Here is an 18,032-nt window from a genome sequence, read left to right as displayed (position 1 = left end):
GTAAAAACGGCATCTCTCCCCTCTGTTTTTGAGGCTTCATCATGAGCAAAGTAAACCAGCAGGACATCGATAAACTGATCGAACTGGTGGGCGGGCGCGGCAACATCGCCACCGTCAGCCACTGTATTACCCGTTTGCGCTTTGTGCTGAACGACCCGGCCATCGCCAAACCAAAAGAGATTGAACAGCTGCGCATGGTGAAGGGATGCTTCACTAACGCCGGTCAGTTCCAGGTGGTCATCGGCACCGAGGTGGGCGATTACTACAAGGCCCTGCTGGCTACCACCGGCCAGACCTCCGCCAATAAAGAGCAGGTCAAGCAGGCCGCGCGGCAAAATATGAAGTGGCATGAGCAGTTGATCTCGCACTTTGCCGAGATCTTCTTCCCGCTGCTGCCGGCGCTAATCAGTGGCGGTCTGATCCTCGGTTTCCGTAACGTCATCGGCGACTTACCCATGAGCAACGGCCAGACGCTGGCTCAGATGCACCCGTCGCTGAAAACCATCTATGACTTCCTGTGGCTGATTGGCGAGGCGATCTTCTTCTATCTGCCGGTGGGGATCTGCTGGTCAGCGGTGAAGAAGATGGGCGGCACGCCGATCCTCGGGATCGTTCTTGGCGTCACCCTGGTTTCCCCGCAGCTGATGAACGCCTATCTCCTCGGCCAGCAGGTGCCGGAGGTGTGGAACTTCGGCCTGTTTACGATTGCCAAAGTCGGCTACCAGGCGCAGGTGATCCCGGCCTTGCTGGCGGGCCTGACGCTCGGCTTTATCGAGACGCGCCTCAAGCGCATCGTGCCTGACTACCTCTACCTGGTCATTGTCCCGGTCTGCTCGCTGATCCTCGCGGTGTTCCTCGCGCACGCCATTATCGGTCCGTTCGGCCGCCTGATCGGCGACGGCGTGGCCTTCGCGGTACGCCATCTGTTAACCGGCAGCTTCGCGCCAATCGGCGCCGCGCTGTTCGGCTTCCTCTACGCGCCGCTGGTGATTACCGGTGTCCACCAGACCACCCTCGCTATCGATATGCAGATGATCCAGAGCATGGGCGGCACCCCGGTGTGGCCGCTGATTGCGCTGTCGAACATTGCCCAGGCGTCGGCGGTGGTCGGCATCATCATCGCCAGCCGTAAACAGAATGAACGTGAAATCTCGGTGCCGGCGGCAATTTCTGCTTACCTCGGGGTTACCGAACCGGCGATGTACGGTATCAACCTGAAGTACCGCTTCCCGATGCTGTGCGCGATGATCGGCTCCGGCCTCGCCGGCCTGCTGTGCGGCCTGAACGGCGTGCTGGCGAACGGCATCGGCGTCGGCGGCCTGCCGGGCATCCTCTCCATCCAGCCAACCTACTGGCAGGTGTACGCCATGGCGATGGCTATCGCGGTGGTGGTGCCGATTATCCTGACCACCGTGGTGTATCAGCGCAAGTACCGTCAGGGCACCTTGCAGATTGTCTAACTTCTTCTTTCGGGGCGCCTTTGGCGCCCCTCGTTGCAGCAGGAAAGCACTATGAATCATCTTCCCCACTGGTGGCAAAACGGCGTTATTTATCAAATCTATCCGAAGAGTTTTCAGGATACCACCGGCAGCGGTACCGGCGATCTGCGCGGCGTCACTTCCCGCCTCGACTATCTGCAGAAGCTTGGGGTCGACGCCATCTGGCTGACGCCGTTCTATGTCTCACCGCAGGTGGATAACGGCTACGATGTGGCGAACTACACCGCTATCGATCCCTCCTACGGCACGATGGCCGACTTTGACGCCCTGGTGGCGGAGGCGAAGGCCCGTGGTATCCGCATCGTGCTGGATATGGTACTGAACCATACCTCGACCGAGCATGAATGGTTCCGTCAGTCGCTGAATAAGGAGAGTCCCTACCGGCAGTTCTATATCTGGCGCGACGGCGAACCGGACGCGCTGCCGAACAACTGGCGCTCCAAATTTGGCGGCAACGCCTGGCAGTGGCACGCCGACAGCGGGCAGTATTATCTGCACCTGTTCGCCATTGAACAGGCGGATCTCAACTGGGAGAACCCGGCGGTACGCGCTGAGCTGAAAAAGGTCTGCGAATTCTGGGCCGACCGCGGCGTCGACGGTCTGCGCCTCGACGTCGTCAACCTGATCTCGAAAGACCAGACCTTCCCCTGCGATGCGGAGGGTGATGGCCGCCGCTTCTACACTGACGGCCCGCGGGTGCATGAATTCCTGCAGGAGATGAGCCGCGATGTCTTTACTCCCCGTAACCTGATGACCGTCGGCGAGATGTCCTCCACCTCGCTGGAGCACTGCCAGCAGTACGCCGCGCTGGACGGCCGCGAGCTGTCGATGACCTTTAACTTCCACCATTTAAAGGTCGATTATCCCGGCGGTGAAAAATGGACCCTCGCCCGCCCGGACTATGTGGCGCTGAAAGCGCTGTTCCGCCACTGGCAGCAGGGGATGCACAATCGGGCGTGGAACGCGCTGTTCTGGTGTAACCACGATCAGCCGCGCATCGTGTCGCGCTTTGGCGACGAAGGCGAGTACCGGGTGCCGGCGGCGAAGATGCTGGCGATGGTGCTGCACGGCATGCAGGGCACGCCCTATATCTACCAGGGCGAAGAGATCGGCATGACCAATCCGCACTTCAGCAGCATCAGCGATTACCGTGACGTCGAAAGCCACAATATGTTTATCGAGCGCGCAGCGCAGGGGCAAAGCCCGGACGAACTGCTGGCAATCCTCGCCAGTAAGTCGCGCGACAACAGCCGCACGCCGATGCCGTGGCACGCCGGGGAGAACGGCGGCTTCAGCGACGGTGAGCCGTGGATCGGCCTTGGCGATAACTACCGGGAGATCAACGTTGAGGCGGCGCTGGCGGACCCCGATTCGGTGTTTTATGCCTATCAGCAGCTGATTACGCTGCGTAAAACCCTGCCGCTGCTGACCTGGGGCGATTACCAGGATCTCCTGCCGGACCATCCGTCGCTGTGGTGTTATCGCCGTCAGTGGCAGGGGCAAACACTGGTGGTCGCCGCCAACCTGAGCCGCGACCTGCAGACCTGGCAGCCAGAGGAAGCCCAGGGCGACTGGAAGATGATCATCAGCAACTATGCAGAAACTACGCCCCGCCCGACCGGTCTGACGCTGCGGCCGTTCGAAGCCGTATGGTGGCTGCAGGCGTAAGGTACTTCTTGCCCGACAGAAACCGGAGCGTAATGCCTGGCATCGGAGGTGGATGCCAGGCATTTTTGCTTATTTTCCAGCCAGATAAATTTACATTTATCGCCAGCGCCCATCATCCGTACTCTCACCTTTTTACCTTGTTCTGGGTCAATAAAATCGCAAACATCTTTGATGCAAATCACTACATATAGAACTTAAAATGCGTCCCGGCCCTACATGTTGTATTAATCGTCTATTATGTCACCATATCTTGTCGATGTCTGGCGGTGATGAGATGTGGATAAAACGGGCCGGATCTGAAGGCAAACAGCACGAGCCGTAGCGTGCAGCGCCTTCGGGATAACCTCCGCCTCTGTGGATAACCTGTTCTATATATGGAGTGATCATGACACCGCATGTGATGAAACGTGATGGCTGTAAAGTGCCGTTCAAATCAGAGCGCATTCAGGAAGCAATTCTACGTGCAGCTAAAGCAGCGGGAGTCGATGACGCAGACTATTGCGCCACCGTCGCAGAAGTCGTTAGCCAACAAATGCAGGGCCGCGCCCAGGTCGACATCAACGAGATTCAGACTGCGGTAGAAAACCAGCTGATGTCCGGCCCCTATAAGCAGCTGGCGCGCGCCTACATTGAGTATCGCCATGACCGCGATAGCCAGCGCGAGAAGCGCGGCCGCCTCAATCAGGAGATCCGCGGCCTCGTCGAGCAGACCAACTCCGCGCTGCTCAACGAAAATGCCAACAAGGATAGCAAAGTCATCCCGACCCAGCGGGACCTGCTGGCCGGTATCGTCGCCAAGCACTATGCGCGGCAGCACCTGCTGCCCCACGATGTGGTGATGGCCCACGAGCGCGGCATGATCCACTATCACGACCTCGATTACTCGCCCTTCTTCCCGATGTTCAACTGCATGCTGATCGATCTGAAAGGGATGCTGACTCAGGGCTTTAAGATGGGCAACGCGGAGATCGAGCCGCCGAAGTCTATCTCTACCGCCACCGCGGTGACGGCGCAGATCATCGCCCAGGTCGCCAGCCATATTTATGGCGGCACTACCATCAACCGTATCGATGAAGTGCTGGCGCCGTTCGTCACCGAAAGCTTCAAAAAGCATCGTAAAATCGCCGAAGAGTGGCAGATCCCGGACGCCGTAGGCTATGCCCGCGCCCGTACCGAAAAAGAGTGCTACGACGCCTTCCAGTCGCTGGAGTATGAAGTCAACACGCTGCATACCGCCAACGGTCAGACGCCGTTTGTCACCTTTGGTTTTGGCCTCGGCACCAGTTGGGAGTCGCGCCTGATCCAGCAGTCGATTCTGCGCAACCGCATCGCTGGCCTCGGTAAAAATCGCAAAACCGCGGTATTCCCGAAACTGGTCTTCGCCATTCGCGACGGCCTGAACCATAAGTTCGGCGATCCGAACTACGACATCAAGCAGCTGGCGCTGGAGTGCGCCAGCAAGCGCATGTACCCGGATATCCTCAACTACGATCAGGTGGTGAAAGTCACCGGGTCGTTTAAAACGCCGATGGGCTGCCGCAGCTTCCTCGGGGTGTGGGAAAACGAGAACGGCGAGCAGGTGCATGACGGGCGCAATAACCTCGGCGTGATTAGCCTCAACCTGCCGCGTATCGCCCTGGAAGCGAAAGGCGACGAAGCCGCCTTCTGGGCGCTGCTGGACGAGCGCCTGCAGCTGGCGCGCAAAGCGCTGATGACCCGTATTGCCCGTCTGGAAGGGGTGAAGGCCCGCGTGGCGCCGATCCTGTATATGGAAGGGGCCTGCGGCGTGCGGCTGAAAGCCGACGATGACGTCTCCGAGATTTTCAAAAACGGCCGCGCGTCCATTTCACTGGGTTACATCGGTATCCATGAGACCATCAATGCGCTGTACGGTAATCAGCATATGTACGACAGCGAGGCGCTGCGTGAGAAAGGTGTGGCCATCGTCCAGCGCCTGCGCGACGCCGTCGATGTGTGGAAGGAAGAGACCGGCTACGGCTTTAGTCTGTACAGCACGCCGAGCGAAAACCTGTGCGACCGCTTCTGCCGTCTCGACACCGCCGAGTTTGGCATAGTGGAGGGCGTGACCGATAAAGGTTACTACACCAACAGCTTCCACCTCGACGTCGAGAAGAAGGTCAACCCGTACGACAAGATCGATTTCGAAGCGCCGTACCCGCCGCTGGCCAACGGCGGCTTCATTTGCTACGGCGAGTACCCGAATATCCAGCACAACCTGAAGGCGCTGGAAGACGTGTGGGATTACAGCTATGAGCACGTGCCGTACTACGGGACTAATACGCCGATCGATGAATGCTACGAGTGTGGTTTTACCGGCGAGTTCGAGTGCACCAGCAAGGGCTTTACCTGCCCGAAATGTGGTAATCACGATGCCGCTCGCGTGTCGGTTACTCGTCGGGTATGCGGTTATCTCGGCAGTCCGGACGCGCGTCCGTTCAACGCCGGCAAGCAGGAAGAAGTGAAGCGCCGCGTTAAGCACCTGGCCAATGGGCAAATCGGTTAAAGACCAATGCGCTTTTCCCGGATAGCGGCGCGCAGCGCCTTATCCGGGCTACTGTTTTGCACCGTCCGGTAGCCCGGGTAAGGCGGAACGCCGCGACCCGGGAAATGGCCGCATTCCTCCGTTTTCGCAAAGCAATTAGCGTCAGAGCAAGGCGGCAAACGAGGGAATCCCCGGGAGCGTACATTCAGTACGTGACTGGGGTGAGCGAGCGCAGCCAACGCGGCTATGGCGTTAATTGAGAAGCGAAAAATGAATTACCATCAGTACTACCCGGTAGATATCGTCAACGGCCCCGGCACCCGCTGCACCCTGTTTGTCTCCGGCTGCGTCCACGAGTGCCCAGGCTGCTACAACAAGAGCACCTGGCGGGTGAACTCCGGTATGCCGTTTACCGCTGAGATGGCCGACCGCATCATTGCCGACCTCAACGATACCCGCATCAAGCGCCAGGGGATTTCACTCTCCGGCGGCGATCCGCTGCATCCGCAAAACATCGCGGAGATCCTCAAGCTGGTTCAGCGCGTGCGCGCCGAATGCCCCGGCAAAGATATCTGGGTCTGGACCGGCTATAAGCTGGATGAGCTGAATGAGGCGCAAATGCAGGTGGTGAACCTGATCAACGTGCTGGTCGACGGTAAGTTTGTGCAGGATTTAAAAGACCCGGCGCTGATCTGGCGCGGCAGCAGCAACCAGGTGGTACATCATTTGCGTTAATCCCCTCCGTCAGCCTCTCAAAACCGGCTGACGCACTCCATCGCCACCGTTTTAAACTCATTGAAGCTGCGGGTCGTGGCAAGGCGGCTCATGGCGCGCTCGCGCAGGAAAGTCACGAAAATATCGTAGATCGCCATCGCCTCTTCGTACTCGCGCTTACTGATGGCGAGCAGGAAAATGATATGGGCGGTTTCGTCGCCCCAGGCGATGCCCTGCGGGGCGATAACCGTATAAACCACCGTCTTTTTGGCCAGCAGTCCCAGGGAGTGCGGCAGCGCAATGCCATCGCCGAGCATGGTGCTGACAATCGCCTCACGCTCCACCACCGAAGCATGAAACTCGGCGTCAACAAAGCCTTCCTCCAGCAGCTGCTGGCACAGCTCGGCGAACAGCGTTTGCTGATCCATCGGCTTATCGACCACCCGGAAGTGGGCGGCATCGAAGTACTTATTCAGCATCCACGGACGGGTACGGTCCACCAGCACCAGCTTGCCAATCTGATCCAGCTGATAGTCGGTGGGAAACGGCGCGATGGTCACCACCGGTTTGTCTTTTTCGCTGATGCGCACCGTGGAGATAACAAAATCCGCCTCGATCGCATCCCGCTGTTCATACTCGCGCTGGGAAATCGTGGCGGCGATCTCCAGCTGCGGATATTTGCGCTGCAGGATCGCTTCGATCATCCGTACCATCGCATTGCTGGTATCGCAGACCAGTAGCACCTGTGGTTGACGCTGGTAGCCAATATTGTAGTGGCGCTCCAGCCCGACGCCGATATGCAGCACCAGGAAGCCAATTTCGTTTTCGCTGATGGTATAAGGCGTGTACTTCCCCCAGCTGGAGACCGCGGCGAGGGTCATATCCCAGGCCATCGGGTAGTGCTGTTTGATGTTATCCAGCAGCGGATTGGGGATCATGATCTGGTAGCGCACGCGGGTGATCATGGTTTTAATGTGGGTCAGCAGATCGGCGTGCAGCTGGGCGTCGTCCAGCAGGTTGTAGTTATACTGGCTGTTGATGTAGCGCAGAATGTAATTCACCAGAGCTTCGTCATCGTCCGCGCTGATGGTTTCCGGGTCGACGTCCTGCACCTGACGGGCGGCGAGATGCACGCACAGCCACTCTTCTTCGGCGGGCGAGAAGGGTTTTCCGGCCAGCCGCTGCAGCTCTCCCGCCAAATCGCGCGCGGCGTCGCGGACGTTTTGCGCCACATCTTCGGCGTTGAAATCGGCCAGCGGATAGCCTTCGCTAACGCGGCGCACCACCACTGCGCCGTAGAGGCAGATAAAACGCTCGCCGACATCGGTGAGGCGAATATGATGCCGGGTGAGCGTCTCCTGCAGCACAGGCTCCAGCAGCGCAGGGACATCTGCTTCCAGCGCCTCGGCGCCGATTAACGGATGAATGCCGCCCTGCAGCGTCAGTTCCCACAGTAGATCGGTCAGGCAGGCGCGAATCGACACCTCGCTACCAAACAGCTTCATGCCGTGGCGCGGGCGGGTTTCAAGGGTGAGCTGATAGCGCTGGAAGCGCTCACGCACCTCGACCATATCATTTTGCAGCGTCGCGCGGCTGACGAACCACTCATCCGCCAGATCTTCCAGCTTGATGGAGAACGCCGACGTCAGGAAGCGCACCAGCAGAAACGTGATGCGATCCTGGGCGGTTCGCGGCACGTGCTGCGTCTTCGGCGCCGTCTCCTCCAGCGCCTGAAAGCTCGCCGGGTTATCAATTTTCAGCTGATAACCGCTGCCGCGGTTGAGGATAAACTGCGCGCCATACTGCGCCAGCAGCGCATTCAGGGCGGTAATATCGGCGCGCACGGTACGGGTGGAAACCGACAGGCGTTGCGCCAGCTCATCCTGCGGCAGCGTTTCATTCCGCAGCAGGGTGAAGAGTTGCGCTAAGCGTTGGTTGGGAAATCGCATGTCAGTTCCTTGTAATTACGGCTCAGGGTTGGGCGGATATCACCATCTGCGATGGGCTACCGACCGGCGTGTAGTCGGAGGCAAAGGTTAATTTGCCATCCTTCGGCGACACGCTGAAGCGGGTAATATTATCGCTACGCTGGTTCATGACGTACAGCCACTGCCCCTGATTATCCAGGGTCAGCGTACGGGGGTAATCCCCACGCGTCCAGATATCCTCCTGGTGGCTCAGGCGGCCATCCGCCTGCACCGTAAAGTGGGCGATGCTGTTATGCAGACGGTTGGCGACATACAGCTGCTTACCATCGTTGCTCAGCGCCAGACCGGCGGCAAAGCTGGTGCCCTTATACTCTTTCGGCAGCGCGGAGACGGTTTTGCCTTCGCGCAGCAAGCCGCTTTGCTTATCCAGATGATAGAAAGTCAGCGTCGACGCTTCTTCGTTGATCAGCCACAGGCCGTCGCCCTTTGGCGTAAAGACGAAGTGGCGTGGGCCGGCGCCCGGCGACGAAGCGGCGATGAACGGCGGATCGTTCGGCGTCAGCTTGCCGCTGGCGCTATCCAGCCGGTACTGATAGATCCGATCCAGCCCCAGATCGGTGGAGTAAACAAATTTCCCGCTGGGATCGGCGGCGATCATATGGGCGTGCGGGCCATTGTGATCGCTGATGGCGAAGCTGCCCTCGACGGCCGCCGCCGGGCGTTCGGCGCCTGCCGGGCCTTCATCCTGATGCTTGTCCACTGCCTCGCCCAGGCTACCATCTTCTTTCACCGGTAGCACGGCGATACTGCCGCTGACGTAGTTGGCCACCAGCAGATGTTTACCATCCGGCGTCAGGGAGAGATACACCGGCCCGGCGCCGCCGGAGGCAACCTGGCTGAGTGCGGTCAGCTCGCCATTCTTCTCAATGCGCCACGCCTGCACGACGCCTTTTTCGACTTCGCTGGCGGCATACAGCGTTTTGCCATCGCGCGACACGGTCAGCTGCGCGACGTTTGGCAACGCGCTCACCAGGGCCCTGCCACGCAGCGCGCCGGTGTTGGCATCGACGGTAAAGCGGTACAGACCTTCGCCATTGGGATTATAGGTACCTACCCAGGCATAGTGGGTTTGCGCGGCGCCCGCGGCGGCGGCAAACAGGGACAGTGAAGCGACAAGCAGATGACGAGCGACAGGCATAGCAACTCCTTGATGGTTCGGTGGGATAAGTTGCCCCTCACCCCGGCCCTCTCCCAAAGGGAGAGGGAGAAAACCAGATGGTTCCCTCTCCCTCCGGGAGAAAGTTAGGCTGAGCGGCAATAGCACTACTTCACTAACTGTTTGGTCATCTCCAGCAACTGGCGCACATCGGCGGGGCGGGTGTTGCCGCTGGCTTTATCGATAATCGAGCTGTAGATATGTGGGATGATTTTGCTCACCCCGGCATCGAGAGCGATTTTCAGGATCTCGCTGTAGTTGTCCAGATCGATACCGCCGGTCGGCTCGAGCCAGAAATCGTGCGCAGCGCAGGCTTTGGCGACGGCTTCGAATTCGGCGCGGTGCTTCAGGCCGCCCATCGGGAAGTATTTGATGGAGCTGCCGCCCATGTCTTTCAGCAGCGCGATGGCGGTTTCCAGCGGCACAATGCCATCCGCCGCGCCGCTGCTCAGCGGGCCGGTGGAGATCTTCACCATTCCCGGCGTACCGGTCGGCGAGACCAGGCCATTCACCACGGTCTCATTCTGCCCGAGCAGCGCGCGGCTGGTAGCCACGCCGGTGAAGACCTGGTTGACGTGCTGCGGCTGCACCTGGCGAGAAATCTCGCTCACCATCGCCGACTGGTTTGGATCGCCTGCGCCCAGCCCGACGGAGAGCGCGTTATCAATAAGCTTCGCGTAGTCACGCATATCGGCCACCGCGCTGGCGACATCCGGATAGTTTTTGGAGAGCACGCCGACCAGGACGTGACCTTCCGCCGCGTCGTAAATTTCGCGGGCGTTGTCTTTGCTGCCCGCCAGGACGTTCAGGCACACGCGATCACGGTAAAAGTTTGGGGTCAGTTTCATGCTTGTTTCTCCTTGTTCAGCACTTCCGCGATGCGGCGGGCGACCACCGCCAGCTGCTCCGCGTTCACGCTGCGGACATCGGCTTCGATAATGCCTTCGTTAGCTTTATAGCCGCGGAAGTAGATGGCGTATTCGCCCTGCTTCAGCGCGTTAACCAGATCGCCGGTATTCACGCCGGTGGTCGCTTCATCAAATTTAATTTCGGCGCGGGCGATATCACGGCCCGCGCTATCCCACACCACCCGCGCGGTCACGCCGTTAAGCGTGTTGAGCTGCTCGATAAACGGCGTCATCTTGTCCACCATCTGCTGACCGCTCTCTTTAGTCGCCGTCAGGTAGTGTTCAATGGCGCAGGTCAGGCCGAGAATGCCCTCTTTACCCACTTTCATCGCCCGGCCAATCCCCATCGACTGGCGTTTAACCCACTCGACGTACTGCGTTTTGCCGATCACCAGCCCGCTGGTCGGCCCTTCAATGGCTTTTGCGCCGCTGTAGATCACCAGGTCGGCGCCCATGCGGTAGTAGCACTGCAGATCTTCTTCCGCCGCCGCATCGACAATCAGCGGCAAGCCATGCTGGCGCGCCACTTCCGCAGCCTGCGCGACGTTGAGCATGCTTTTCTGTACGCAGTGGTGGGATTTGATATACAGGATCGCCGCGGTGCGCGGGGTGATTGCCGCCGCCAGCTGTTGGGCGGAACATTCGTTGGCGTAGCCCGCTTCCACCAGCTTACCGCCGCCCAGCGCCACCATCGTGCCAACCGGCGCGCCGAAGTTGACGTTGTGGCCCTTCGGCAACACGATTTCGTTATTCTCAATCGGCGTAACGTGCAGGTTCTCCAGCAGCCAGTCGCTGTCTTTCACCAGCACCGCCGCCACCGACTGGGCAATCCCCGCCGACGCGCAGGAGACAACGGTCGCCCCTTCCACATCCAGCAACCTGGCGATGTACTCGCCGGTTTTATTCACCAGGTCTTTCATTTCAAAGTACTGGTTCATACCGGCCATCGCGGCTTCCACCACTTCCGGGCGCGGCGTGGAAACGCCCAGCGCCGTCATGCGGCCCGAAGTATTAATCACCTGTTTTAAATGGTATTTCTCAAAAATCGAAGGCATGTTCCGCGCTCCCTTGTTCGGTCAGATAGCCTTTGCCCGCGCGGATCGCGGCCAGCGGCACCAGAATGTTGTCAGCCTGGAGGCTCTCTTTTTCGGCATCCACCAGCAGCGTGGGCCGGTGCTCCAGGCGAAATAGCGTTAAATCGGCGTCGAAGCCCACTTCCAGCCGCCCTTTACGCGACAGGCGCAGCCCCTCGGCGGCGCTGACGGTCACGCAGGCAATGACCTGCGGCAGGGTCATGCCGATGGCGAGGAATTTCGACATCACCAGCGCCAGCGAGCGCACCGGGCCATCGATACGGTTACGGCAGTAAATATCGGAGCTGATGGTGTGCGGCAGAATGCCCAGCGCAATCGCCCGCCGCGCCACTTCAAAGCTGAAGCTGGCGGTGCCGTGCCCAACGTCGAGGCGCACGCCGCGCTGCAGAGCGCGAGTAATCGAGCTACGCAGTTCGCCGGCGGGATTCAGAATGCGGTTCGGCTTGCCGTTATAGCAGTGGGTAATGATGTCGCCGCGGCTCAGCAGATCGGCGATTTCATCGAGGTTCGGCGGGTTATTGCCGATGTGCACCATCAGCGGCAGATCGCCGTTTTCCTGCTGAATGGCCTTGGCGCGCGCCAGCGGCGTAATGCCGTTTTCGCCGACGACGCTGCTGCTCATCCGCGCCTTCAGGCCGACGATAAAATCAGGATGACGCTGCACCGCCTGCTTCACCGCAGCGGCGTCGATATTGGCCATATTCGCCAGTTCATTCTGCGCAATCAGCCCGACGCGGGAGATATTGAGCAACGCATAAACTTCCGTCGCCGCGTTACGGGTCAGTTGATAGAAGTCATCGACGTCGTCGGCGCCGGTGCTGCCGGCATCAATCACGGTGGTGACGCCGGTGGCGATGCCGACGCTGTCCGGCTCATCGTGATAAATCGGCGAATTCGGGTAGCAGTGAACGTGGGAGTCAATCCAGCCGGCGCTGACGTAGCTGTTGCCGTGCAGATCGAGGGTGTTGCGGGAGGGCGCGCTAATCTCGCCCAGCGCCGCGATTTTCCCGTCCTGGATGGCGATATCAGTCAGGGTATCGTCGACGAGGCGCGCACGGCGCAGGAGTAAATCAAACATAGCTATCTCCTGATGAAAAGGGTGAATCTGTTGCCGGATGGCGGCGTACCGCCTTATCCGGCCTACCAATCGCGCTGACGTGTAGGCCCGATAAGCGCAGCGCCATCGGGCGATTAGCTAATCGCCACCGGGAAGATGGAGCCGAGGATCATCGCGCCGAGGATGGCGCCGCCGGTGATCGGTTTCTGCCAGATGTAGAACAGCAGTGCGCCAACCAGCGAGCCAATCCCGATAGGAATCGAGGCGGTCATCGCGCTGAGGATAATCAAGGGACCGAGGAAGCGGCCGGAGGCATTACCGGCCCCCATCATCACGTCGGCGCCGTAAGTGGAATCGCTCTGGTTAATGGTGAACTTACGCGCCAGAATGATGATGTAACCCACTGCCAGACCAAGGACCAGGCCGGTGACCAGCGAGGCGGCGAAGTTCGCCACCGGGAAGACAAAGCCCGCGCCGAGCAGCAGCGCCGGTACGCCAAGACCGATACCGGTCTGTATCGCTCCGCCGATATCGAGGATCCCCACCAGCGACCCTTCGATGATGCGGGCGAACAGGAAGCTGGCGCCAAACGCCGCCACCGCGCCGTAAACGCCGGTATCAATCCCCGACTTCAGCATGGCCACGAAGGCCACTTCGTTAAAGGCGCCGATGCCGTACAGGTAGTACATGTGCGTCCCGGCGAAGACGCCGGAGGAGAGCAGGCCAACAAAGATCGGGAACGACCAGTCGGCATACCAAAAACCTTTATTCTGTTCCATTATCAGGCTCCCGTTACTTGCCGCTGAGTGAGTTGTGGATCATGTCCAGCCAGTTCGGCACGGTCAGATGGAAGGATTCGATCATCTTCATGTCGAAGCCGCGGAAGAAGCCGCTGAGGACAAACAGCGCGACGATGGCCACCATCATCACTTTAGTCACCCGGTTCCAGCCGCTCTCTTCGACGCCTTTACCGATCAGGATCCCCAGCACCAGACCCGGTACGGCGTTACCCATAATCAGCTGCGCGGCGCCGCCGAAAATCGTCGCCCAGAAGCCTGATTTCTTACCGGCATCGATAGCCGCCAGCCAGAAGATCACCGGCATCACGGTGTTCACCAGCAGGTTTGCCGCCGGCACCAGGACCTTAACCGCGGTCACCTGCAGCGCTTCCGGTACGGACGAGGCGGTGAGGTTGAGGAAGGCGACGACAATCATGCCGATGATGCCGCAGGAGATGGCCATTTTTTTCGGATCGTGCAACGTTTCGCCGACGTTACGATTTTTCAGCATTAGCGCCGCCGCGCCCCAGTTGGGGATAATGCGGTGGTCAACATCCTGGGTGAAGGAGCCTGCTGCCACGGAAGAGGCCCAGGCGTTAAAGAAGAAACCGAGGCCAAAGGAGAAGTGGGAAGCCGGATCGCCTTCGCAGGAATTCAGCTCGCCCAGGGTTCGAAACGCCCCCATCCCCTGGGTGGTAGGGGCGTGAAACATGCGTGCCGCTCCGGCGCCCACGCCGACGCCGACCAGGCCGCCGATGATGAGCGATTTTATTAAAATTATCAGGAACATAGTCAGACCCTTTGCTAACAATCAGGTTTGCGTGACGAAATCCACTTTATCGAGATCGATGGCGGTCACGTTGACGGTGACGTCCAGCTCCACGCTGTAGGTCCGTCGTTCACGGCGCAAAAAGAAGAACAGGAAGGCCTCTTTTCGTACCGCTTCGCGCGCATGAACAACCGTCACGTCCTGTGGCTCAATACGCAGCAGAATGTGCGATGAGGTTTTCATCACCGCAGCCTGCACATGGTTCAGGGCATCGGCGAAGGCCCGTGATTTGCTTTCGCCTTTGCCGGCAACCCTCACCGTGGTGGTGAATTGCTCTTTCATACTTATGCGCCGTATTTCTTTTTCCAGGCTTCTACCAGGCGCTCGCCCAGCTCTTCTTTATCCATAAAGCCGAAGCCCAGCACATTGCAGCCTTCGTTGATGGCAGTGACGCCCTCTTCCACCGAACGCATGCCATATTTCGCTTTGTAGCCGTATTTGGTCTGGGCGGTGATGGCCCCGGCGCCGCCGCTGCCGCAGAAGGAGATGCCGAAGGTAGCGTTTTCCGCTTTCATCATGTCGCCAAGCTTCATATCGGCAGCAACGCCAGGGACGACCACAGCACGTGCGCCCGCTTTCTCAGCGCCTGCAGCGACTTTTTGGCCTTTGCCCAGGCGGTCGCCAATGACTACGGTGATTTGTTCCATGTTTTGCTCCTTACAGGTTTTCTTTTGCGACTTCGAAATGGACGGACAGCAGCCAGGCCTCTTCATCGGGCAGGTTGCCGAACTGCGCGACCACTTCGCGGGCCAGCGTCATTGAATCTGGTGAAATCTCTTCGAACAGGCTGGCATCCACTTCCGGCAGCGGTTCACCACTGATTGACCGGTGGGCCATGGCCCGCACGTGGGAAGTCAGCATTTGCTCCTGAACGTCGTTAGGGACGATGCCGTGACGGTTTAACAAGGCGTAAACCTGCTGCAGCATCTTGTCAGCCAGCCGTTCGGTCTGCGCTGCCTGCTCCCCTTCGTCGTGTATTACCGCTCCGTTATTCACTTCTGATACCCCGCTGATGTCTCTGGAAATCAAGGTAGCGCCGGGGGATGGGAGTTTGTAGCGAGTTGTTTTCCACTTCGAAGTGGAAAGGGAGACGGCAGGCGTGATCGACCCCACATATTCACAGGGAAAAGGCAAAAACGACGGCTATGACGTGAGATGTATCACAACAATGAGCGTGGACAAGGCGCCCGCGGCAGCGGAAAGGCCGGAAAAAGAGAGTGGAAAAATGTGATATCGGTAGGCTTTCAGGCGGGAGGCATCGGCTGATGCCTCCCGAAAAGAACGGTTAGCGGTACTTCTTATGGTAGGTGTTGCGGGTGGTTTTAAACTCCTCCGCGGCGGCCTGCGCCTCTTTCACCTTGCCTTCGTTCGCCAGCTTCAGCGCACCGTCGATCTGGCCGATCAGAATATCCAGACCATGACGGTAATCTTTCATCTCAGCGCTGTCGGCCGCTTTGCCTTCCAGCTTCGGCGGGGTCTCTTTCTGGGCATCGACCGCGGCGGTACGCATCTTATTCAGCGCCGCTTTCAGCTCGCCGGCGTCGGAGGACTTCTGTACCACTTGCAGGTTTTCTGCCAGAGTGTCCATGTCTTCGCCCAGGTCGGCGAAGGCCGACGCTGAACCGAGCGCAAAAGCAGAGACAGCCAGCATCGCTAACAGTTTTTTACGCATTGCTCACTTCCTTTTTATTATTTAAGCAAACAGGTGTTATTGCCCGGCGATTTTCATCTCCGGCAGCAGCACAGAACCGCACTGAATGTTGCTGCGCGTTTCAATATCATCGCCAATGGTCACGATATTACGCCACATTTCTTTCAGATTTCCTGCAATGGTGATCTCACTGACAGGATATTGAATTTCGCCGTTTTCTACCCAGAAGCCGGATGCGCCGCGTGAGTAGTCGCCGGTGACGCCACTGACACCCTGCCCCATCAGTTCGGTAACCACAAGACCGGTGCCCATCTCTTTAAGCATCTTTGCAAAACTCAGGCCGCGGCCGTTAATGCGCCAGTTGTGGATGCCCCCGGCGTGGCCGGTGCTTTTCATCCCCAGCTTACGCGCCGAGTAGTTGGTCAGCAGCCACTGGGTCAGCACGCCGTCTTTGATGATGTCACGACGCTCAGTGCGCACGCCTTCGCTGTCGAACGGCGTGGAGGCCAGCCCTTTCAGCAGGTGAGGATGCTCTTCGATGGTCAGCCACTCTGGCAAAATTTGTTTGCCCAGCGAATCGAGCAGGAAGGTGGATTTGCGGTATACCGAACCACCGGCAATCGCTCCGACCAGGTGGCCAAACAGCCCGGTCGCCACTTCGTTGGCGAAAATAACCGGCGCCTTCATGGTCGACAGCTTACGCGGCGCCAGACGCGACAGGGTGCGGCGAGCGCACTCTTCCCCGACCCATTCCGGGGACTGCAGATCCTCGATCGCCCGGCCAATGGTGTAGGCGTAGTCGCGCTCCATATCGCCATCATCTTCCGCGATGACGCAGCTGGAGAGCGAATGGCGAGTCGAGCAGTAACTTTGCAGCATGCCGTGACTGTTACCGAACACTTTGATGCCGTAGTGGCTGTTAAAGCTGCCGCCTTCGGTGTTGGTGATGCGTTTATCGGCCTTCAGCGCCGCTTGCTCCGCGCGGGCGGCCAGTTCGATGGCTTCGTCCGGGGAGACCTCCGCCGGGTGGAACAGGTCCAGATCCGGGGCGTCAAAGGCCAGCAGCTCTTTATCGGCCACACCGGCAAACGGATCCGGGGAGGTGTAGCGCGCAATATCCAGCGCCGCCTGTACGGTGCGGGCGATGGCGTCCGGGCTAAGATCGGTGGAAGAGGCGCTGCCCTTGCGGTTCTGATGGTAAACCGTAATGCCTAACGCCCCATCGCTATTGAATTCTACATTCTCCACTTCGCCATAGCGGGTGCTGACGCCGATGCCCGTCGTTTTGCTGACGGAGACTTCCGCACCGTCAGATTTACCTGCCGCCAGTTCCAGTGCCGTGGTAACGGCTTCTTCCAGCGTCTTACGCTGCTGTGCAACTTGAGAGATGACTTTCATTGCTAATGCCATAATGTAAGAAGGAGTTAACTGAAGTCTAACAGAGAACCGTTTTTCAGTGCGCGCCTTAACTGGTAACATTAGCCTCTTTTTTTAAGGAGCCTGAGATGACAAAGCAGCCCGAAGACTGGCTCGACGACGTGCCCGGTGATGACGTTGAAGATGAAGATGATGAAATCATCTGGGTCAGTAAGAGTGAAATTAAGCGCGACGCGGAAGAACTGAAGCGTCTTGGCGCGGAACTCGTTGACCTGGGGAAAAACGCGCTGGATAAAATTCCGCTGGATACTGACCTGCGCGACGCCATCGAACTCGCCCAGCGAATCAAAAAAGAGGGTCGCCGCCGCCAGCTGCAGCTTATCGGTAAGATGCTGCGCAACCGCGATGTCGATCCGATTCGTCAGGCGCTGGACAAGCTGAAAAACCGTCACAACCAGCAGGTTGCGCTGTTCCACAAGCTGGAGCAGATCCGCGATCGACTGATTGACGATGGGGATGACGCTGTCGCTGAAGTGCTGAACCTGTGGCCAGATGCTGACCGTCAGCAGCTGCGTTCGCTGATCCGCAATGCGAAGAAAGAGAAAGAAGGCAACAAGCCGCCGAAATCGGCGCGCCTGATCTTCCAGTATCTGCGTGAACTGGCGGAAAACGAAGGCTAAGTCCCGCTGTTTTTGCCCGCAATCGTCTCCCGGATGGCGGCGCGCTGCGCCTTATCCGGGCTACAGATCCCTGTATATCAACCGGTTAATCTGTTTCGTAGGCCCGCGCAAGCGCAGCGCCGCCGGGCA

The 18,032-nt window shown here is 59.0% G+C and carries 18 protein-coding genes; 6 read left to right on the top strand and 12 right to left on the bottom strand.

Translation table 11 applies throughout. The annotated features are described in order from the left end of the window. The first annotated feature begins 41 nt into the window (after positions 1–41). From treB to nrdG, 4 genes are all read left to right on the top strand, one after another. Positions 42–1,460: a PTS trehalose transporter subunit IIBC gene (treB, locus tag HMPREF3142_RS14000; RefSeq protein WP_032741413.1), complete on the top strand. Its 1,419-nt coding sequence runs from the start codon at positions 42–44 to the stop codon at positions 1,458–1,460. A gap of 51 nt (positions 1,461–1,511) precedes the next feature. Next, positions 1,512–3,167 carry an alpha,alpha-phosphotrehalase gene (gene treC / locus HMPREF3142_RS13995; protein ID WP_008807132.1) on the top strand — a complete coding sequence of 552 codons (1,656 nt, stop codon included), beginning with the start codon at positions 1,512–1,514 and terminating at the stop codon, positions 3,165–3,167. Positions 3,168–3,552: 385 nt separating this feature from the next. Further along, positions 3,553–5,691, top strand: coding sequence for an anaerobic ribonucleoside-triphosphate reductase (gene nrdD, locus HMPREF3142_RS13990; RefSeq protein ID WP_070612161.1), 2,139 nt, complete (start codon positions 3,553–3,555; stop codon positions 5,689–5,691). 249 nt (positions 5,692–5,940) lie between these two features. Continuing rightward, positions 5,941–6,405: an anaerobic ribonucleoside-triphosphate reductase-activating protein gene (nrdG, locus tag HMPREF3142_RS13985; RefSeq protein ID WP_022065402.1), complete on the top strand. Its 465-nt coding sequence runs from the start codon at positions 5,941–5,943 to the stop codon at positions 6,403–6,405. Positions 6,406–6,422: 17 nt separating this feature from the next. Here the strand turns inward: nrdG and HMPREF3142_RS13980 are convergent, their stop codons facing one another. From HMPREF3142_RS13980 to HMPREF3142_RS13935, 10 genes are all read right to left on the bottom strand, one after another. Then, positions 6,423–8,333 carry a BglG family transcription antiterminator gene (locus tag HMPREF3142_RS13980; RefSeq protein WP_032756354.1) on the bottom strand — a complete coding sequence of 637 codons (1,911 nt, stop codon included), beginning with the start codon at positions 8,331–8,333 and terminating at the stop codon, positions 6,423–6,425. Positions 8,334–8,355: 22 nt separating this feature from the next. Then, positions 8,356–9,510 carry a lactonase family protein gene (locus tag HMPREF3142_RS13975; protein WP_070612160.1) on the bottom strand — a complete coding sequence of 385 codons (1,155 nt, stop codon included), beginning with the start codon at positions 9,508–9,510 and terminating at the stop codon, positions 8,356–8,358. Positions 9,511–9,635: 125 nt separating this feature from the next. Further along, positions 9,636–10,376, bottom strand: coding sequence for a 2-dehydro-3-deoxy-phosphogluconate aldolase (gene dagF, locus HMPREF3142_RS13970; protein ID WP_008807137.1), 741 nt, complete (start codon positions 10,374–10,376; stop codon positions 9,636–9,638). Beyond that, on the bottom strand, positions 10,373–11,491 hold the full coding sequence (locus HMPREF3142_RS13965) for a DgaE family pyridoxal phosphate-dependent ammonia lyase (RefSeq protein WP_070612159.1): 1,119 nt from the start codon (positions 11,489–11,491) through the stop codon (positions 10,373–10,375). Before HMPREF3142_RS13965 ends, dagF begins: the two co-directional genes overlap by 4 nt. Continuing rightward, positions 11,475–12,608 carry an amidohydrolase/deacetylase family metallohydrolase gene (locus HMPREF3142_RS13960; protein ID WP_012969089.1) on the bottom strand — a complete coding sequence of 378 codons (1,134 nt, stop codon included), beginning with the start codon at positions 12,606–12,608 and terminating at the stop codon, positions 11,475–11,477. Before HMPREF3142_RS13960 ends, HMPREF3142_RS13965 begins: the two co-directional genes overlap by 17 nt. A gap of 113 nt (positions 12,609–12,721) precedes the next feature. Next, positions 12,722–13,366 carry a DUF4310 family protein gene (locus HMPREF3142_RS13955; RefSeq protein WP_004152267.1) on the bottom strand — a complete coding sequence of 215 codons (645 nt, stop codon included), beginning with the start codon at positions 13,364–13,366 and terminating at the stop codon, positions 12,722–12,724. Positions 13,367–13,379: 13 nt separating this feature from the next. After that, a complete protein-coding gene (locus HMPREF3142_RS13950; RefSeq protein WP_002886897.1) occupies positions 13,380–14,156 on the bottom strand; it encodes a DUF4311 domain-containing protein in 777 nt (258 codons plus the stop codon). Positions 14,157–14,177: 21 nt separating this feature from the next. After that, positions 14,178–14,477: a DUF4312 family protein gene (locus HMPREF3142_RS13945; RefSeq protein WP_004206503.1), complete on the bottom strand. Its 300-nt coding sequence runs from the start codon at positions 14,475–14,477 to the stop codon at positions 14,178–14,180. A 2-nt stretch (positions 14,478–14,479) separates the two neighbouring features. Continuing rightward, positions 14,480–14,842: an SFCGS family glycine-rich protein gene (locus tag HMPREF3142_RS13940; protein ID WP_004206501.1), complete on the bottom strand. Its 363-nt coding sequence runs from the start codon at positions 14,840–14,842 to the stop codon at positions 14,480–14,482. A gap of 10 nt (positions 14,843–14,852) precedes the next feature. After that, positions 14,853–15,191 carry a PRD domain-containing protein gene (locus tag HMPREF3142_RS13935; protein WP_008807140.1) on the bottom strand — a complete coding sequence of 113 codons (339 nt, stop codon included), beginning with the start codon at positions 15,189–15,191 and terminating at the stop codon, positions 14,853–14,855. Between the two features lie 103 nt (positions 15,192–15,294). On the opposite strand from HMPREF3142_RS13935, the gene HMPREF3142_RS29445 reads away from it, so the two are divergent. Then, positions 15,295–15,426 carry a hypothetical protein gene (locus HMPREF3142_RS29445; RefSeq protein ID WP_012543089.1) on the top strand — a complete coding sequence of 44 codons (132 nt, stop codon included), beginning with the start codon at positions 15,295–15,297 and terminating at the stop codon, positions 15,424–15,426. 54 nt (positions 15,427–15,480) lie between these two features. On the opposite strand, the gene cybC is transcribed toward HMPREF3142_RS29445, so the two are convergent. Together cybC and pmbA are read right to left on the bottom strand one after the other, a co-directional pair. Beyond that, positions 15,481–15,867, bottom strand: a complete 387-nt coding sequence (gene cybC / locus HMPREF3142_RS13930) for a cytochrome b562 (protein ID WP_022065396.1) — start codon at positions 15,865–15,867, stop codon at positions 15,481–15,483. Between the two features lie 36 nt (positions 15,868–15,903). Further along, positions 15,904–17,256, bottom strand: a complete 1,353-nt coding sequence (gene pmbA, locus HMPREF3142_RS13925) for a metalloprotease PmbA (RefSeq protein ID WP_008807141.1) — start codon at positions 17,254–17,256, stop codon at positions 15,904–15,906. Between the two features lie 95 nt (positions 17,257–17,351). On the opposite strand from pmbA, the gene yjgA reads away from it, so the two are divergent. Then, complete coding sequence (yjgA, locus tag HMPREF3142_RS13920; RefSeq protein WP_004177664.1) at positions 17,352–17,903, top strand: ribosome biogenesis factor YjgA; 552 nt, start codon at positions 17,352–17,354, stop codon at positions 17,901–17,903. Positions 17,904–18,032: the final 129 nt, after the last annotated feature.

Source organism: Klebsiella sp. HMSC16C06 (assembly GCF_001808325.1).
GTDB lineage: Bacteria > Pseudomonadota > Gammaproteobacteria > Enterobacterales > Enterobacteriaceae > Klebsiella > Klebsiella variicola.
Note: the sequence above shows the minus strand (reverse complement) of the source record. Positions and strands in the feature narration are given on the sequence as shown.

Excerpts from the sequence above, each read along its gene's own strand:
- cybC (WP_022065396.1), bottom strand. The coding sequence starts at position 15,867 with ATGCGTAAAAAACTGTTAGCGATGCTGGCTGTCTCTGCTTTTGCGCTC.
- HMPREF3142_RS13960 (WP_012969089.1), bottom strand. The coding sequence starts at position 12,608 with ATGTTTGATTTACTCCTGCGCCGTGCGCGCCTCGTCGACGATACCCTG.
- yjgA (WP_004177664.1), top strand. The coding sequence starts at position 17,352 with ATGACAAAGCAGCCCGAAGACTGGCTCGACGACGTGCCCGGTGATGAC.
- treC (WP_008807132.1), top strand. The coding sequence starts at position 1,512 with ATGAATCATCTTCCCCACTGGTGGCAAAACGGCGTTATTTATCAAATC.
- dagF (WP_008807137.1), bottom strand. The coding sequence starts at position 10,376 with ATGAAACTGACCCCAAACTTTTACCGTGATCGCGTGTGCCTGAACGTC.
- nrdG (WP_022065402.1), top strand. The coding sequence starts at position 5,941 with ATGAATTACCATCAGTACTACCCGGTAGATATCGTCAACGGCCCCGGC.
- treB (WP_032741413.1), top strand. The coding sequence starts at position 42 with ATGAGCAAAGTAAACCAGCAGGACATCGATAAACTGATCGAACTGGTG.
- HMPREF3142_RS13940 (WP_004206501.1), bottom strand. The coding sequence starts at position 14,842 with ATGGAACAAATCACCGTAGTCATTGGCGACCGCCTGGGCAAAGGCCAA.
- HMPREF3142_RS13945 (WP_004206503.1), bottom strand. The coding sequence starts at position 14,477 with ATGAAAGAGCAATTCACCACCACGGTGAGGGTTGCCGGCAAAGGCGAA.
- nrdD (WP_070612161.1), top strand. The coding sequence starts at position 3,553 with ATGACACCGCATGTGATGAAACGTGATGGCTGTAAAGTGCCGTTCAAA.
- HMPREF3142_RS13975 (WP_070612160.1), bottom strand. The coding sequence starts at position 9,510 with ATGCCTGTCGCTCGTCATCTGCTTGTCGCTTCACTGTCCCTGTTTGCC.
- HMPREF3142_RS13965 (WP_070612159.1), bottom strand. The coding sequence starts at position 11,491 with ATGCCTTCGATTTTTGAGAAATACCATTTAAAACAGGTGATTAATACT.
- HMPREF3142_RS13950 (WP_002886897.1), bottom strand. The coding sequence starts at position 14,156 with ATGTTCCTGATAATTTTAATAAAATCGCTCATCATCGGCGGCCTGGTC.
- HMPREF3142_RS13955 (WP_004152267.1), bottom strand. The coding sequence starts at position 13,366 with ATGGAACAGAATAAAGGTTTTTGGTATGCCGACTGGTCGTTCCCGATC.
- pmbA (WP_008807141.1), bottom strand. The coding sequence starts at position 17,256 with ATGGCATTAGCAATGAAAGTCATCTCTCAAGTTGCACAGCAGCGTAAG.
- HMPREF3142_RS13980 (WP_032756354.1), bottom strand. The coding sequence starts at position 8,333 with ATGCGATTTCCCAACCAACGCTTAGCGCAACTCTTCACCCTGCTGCGG.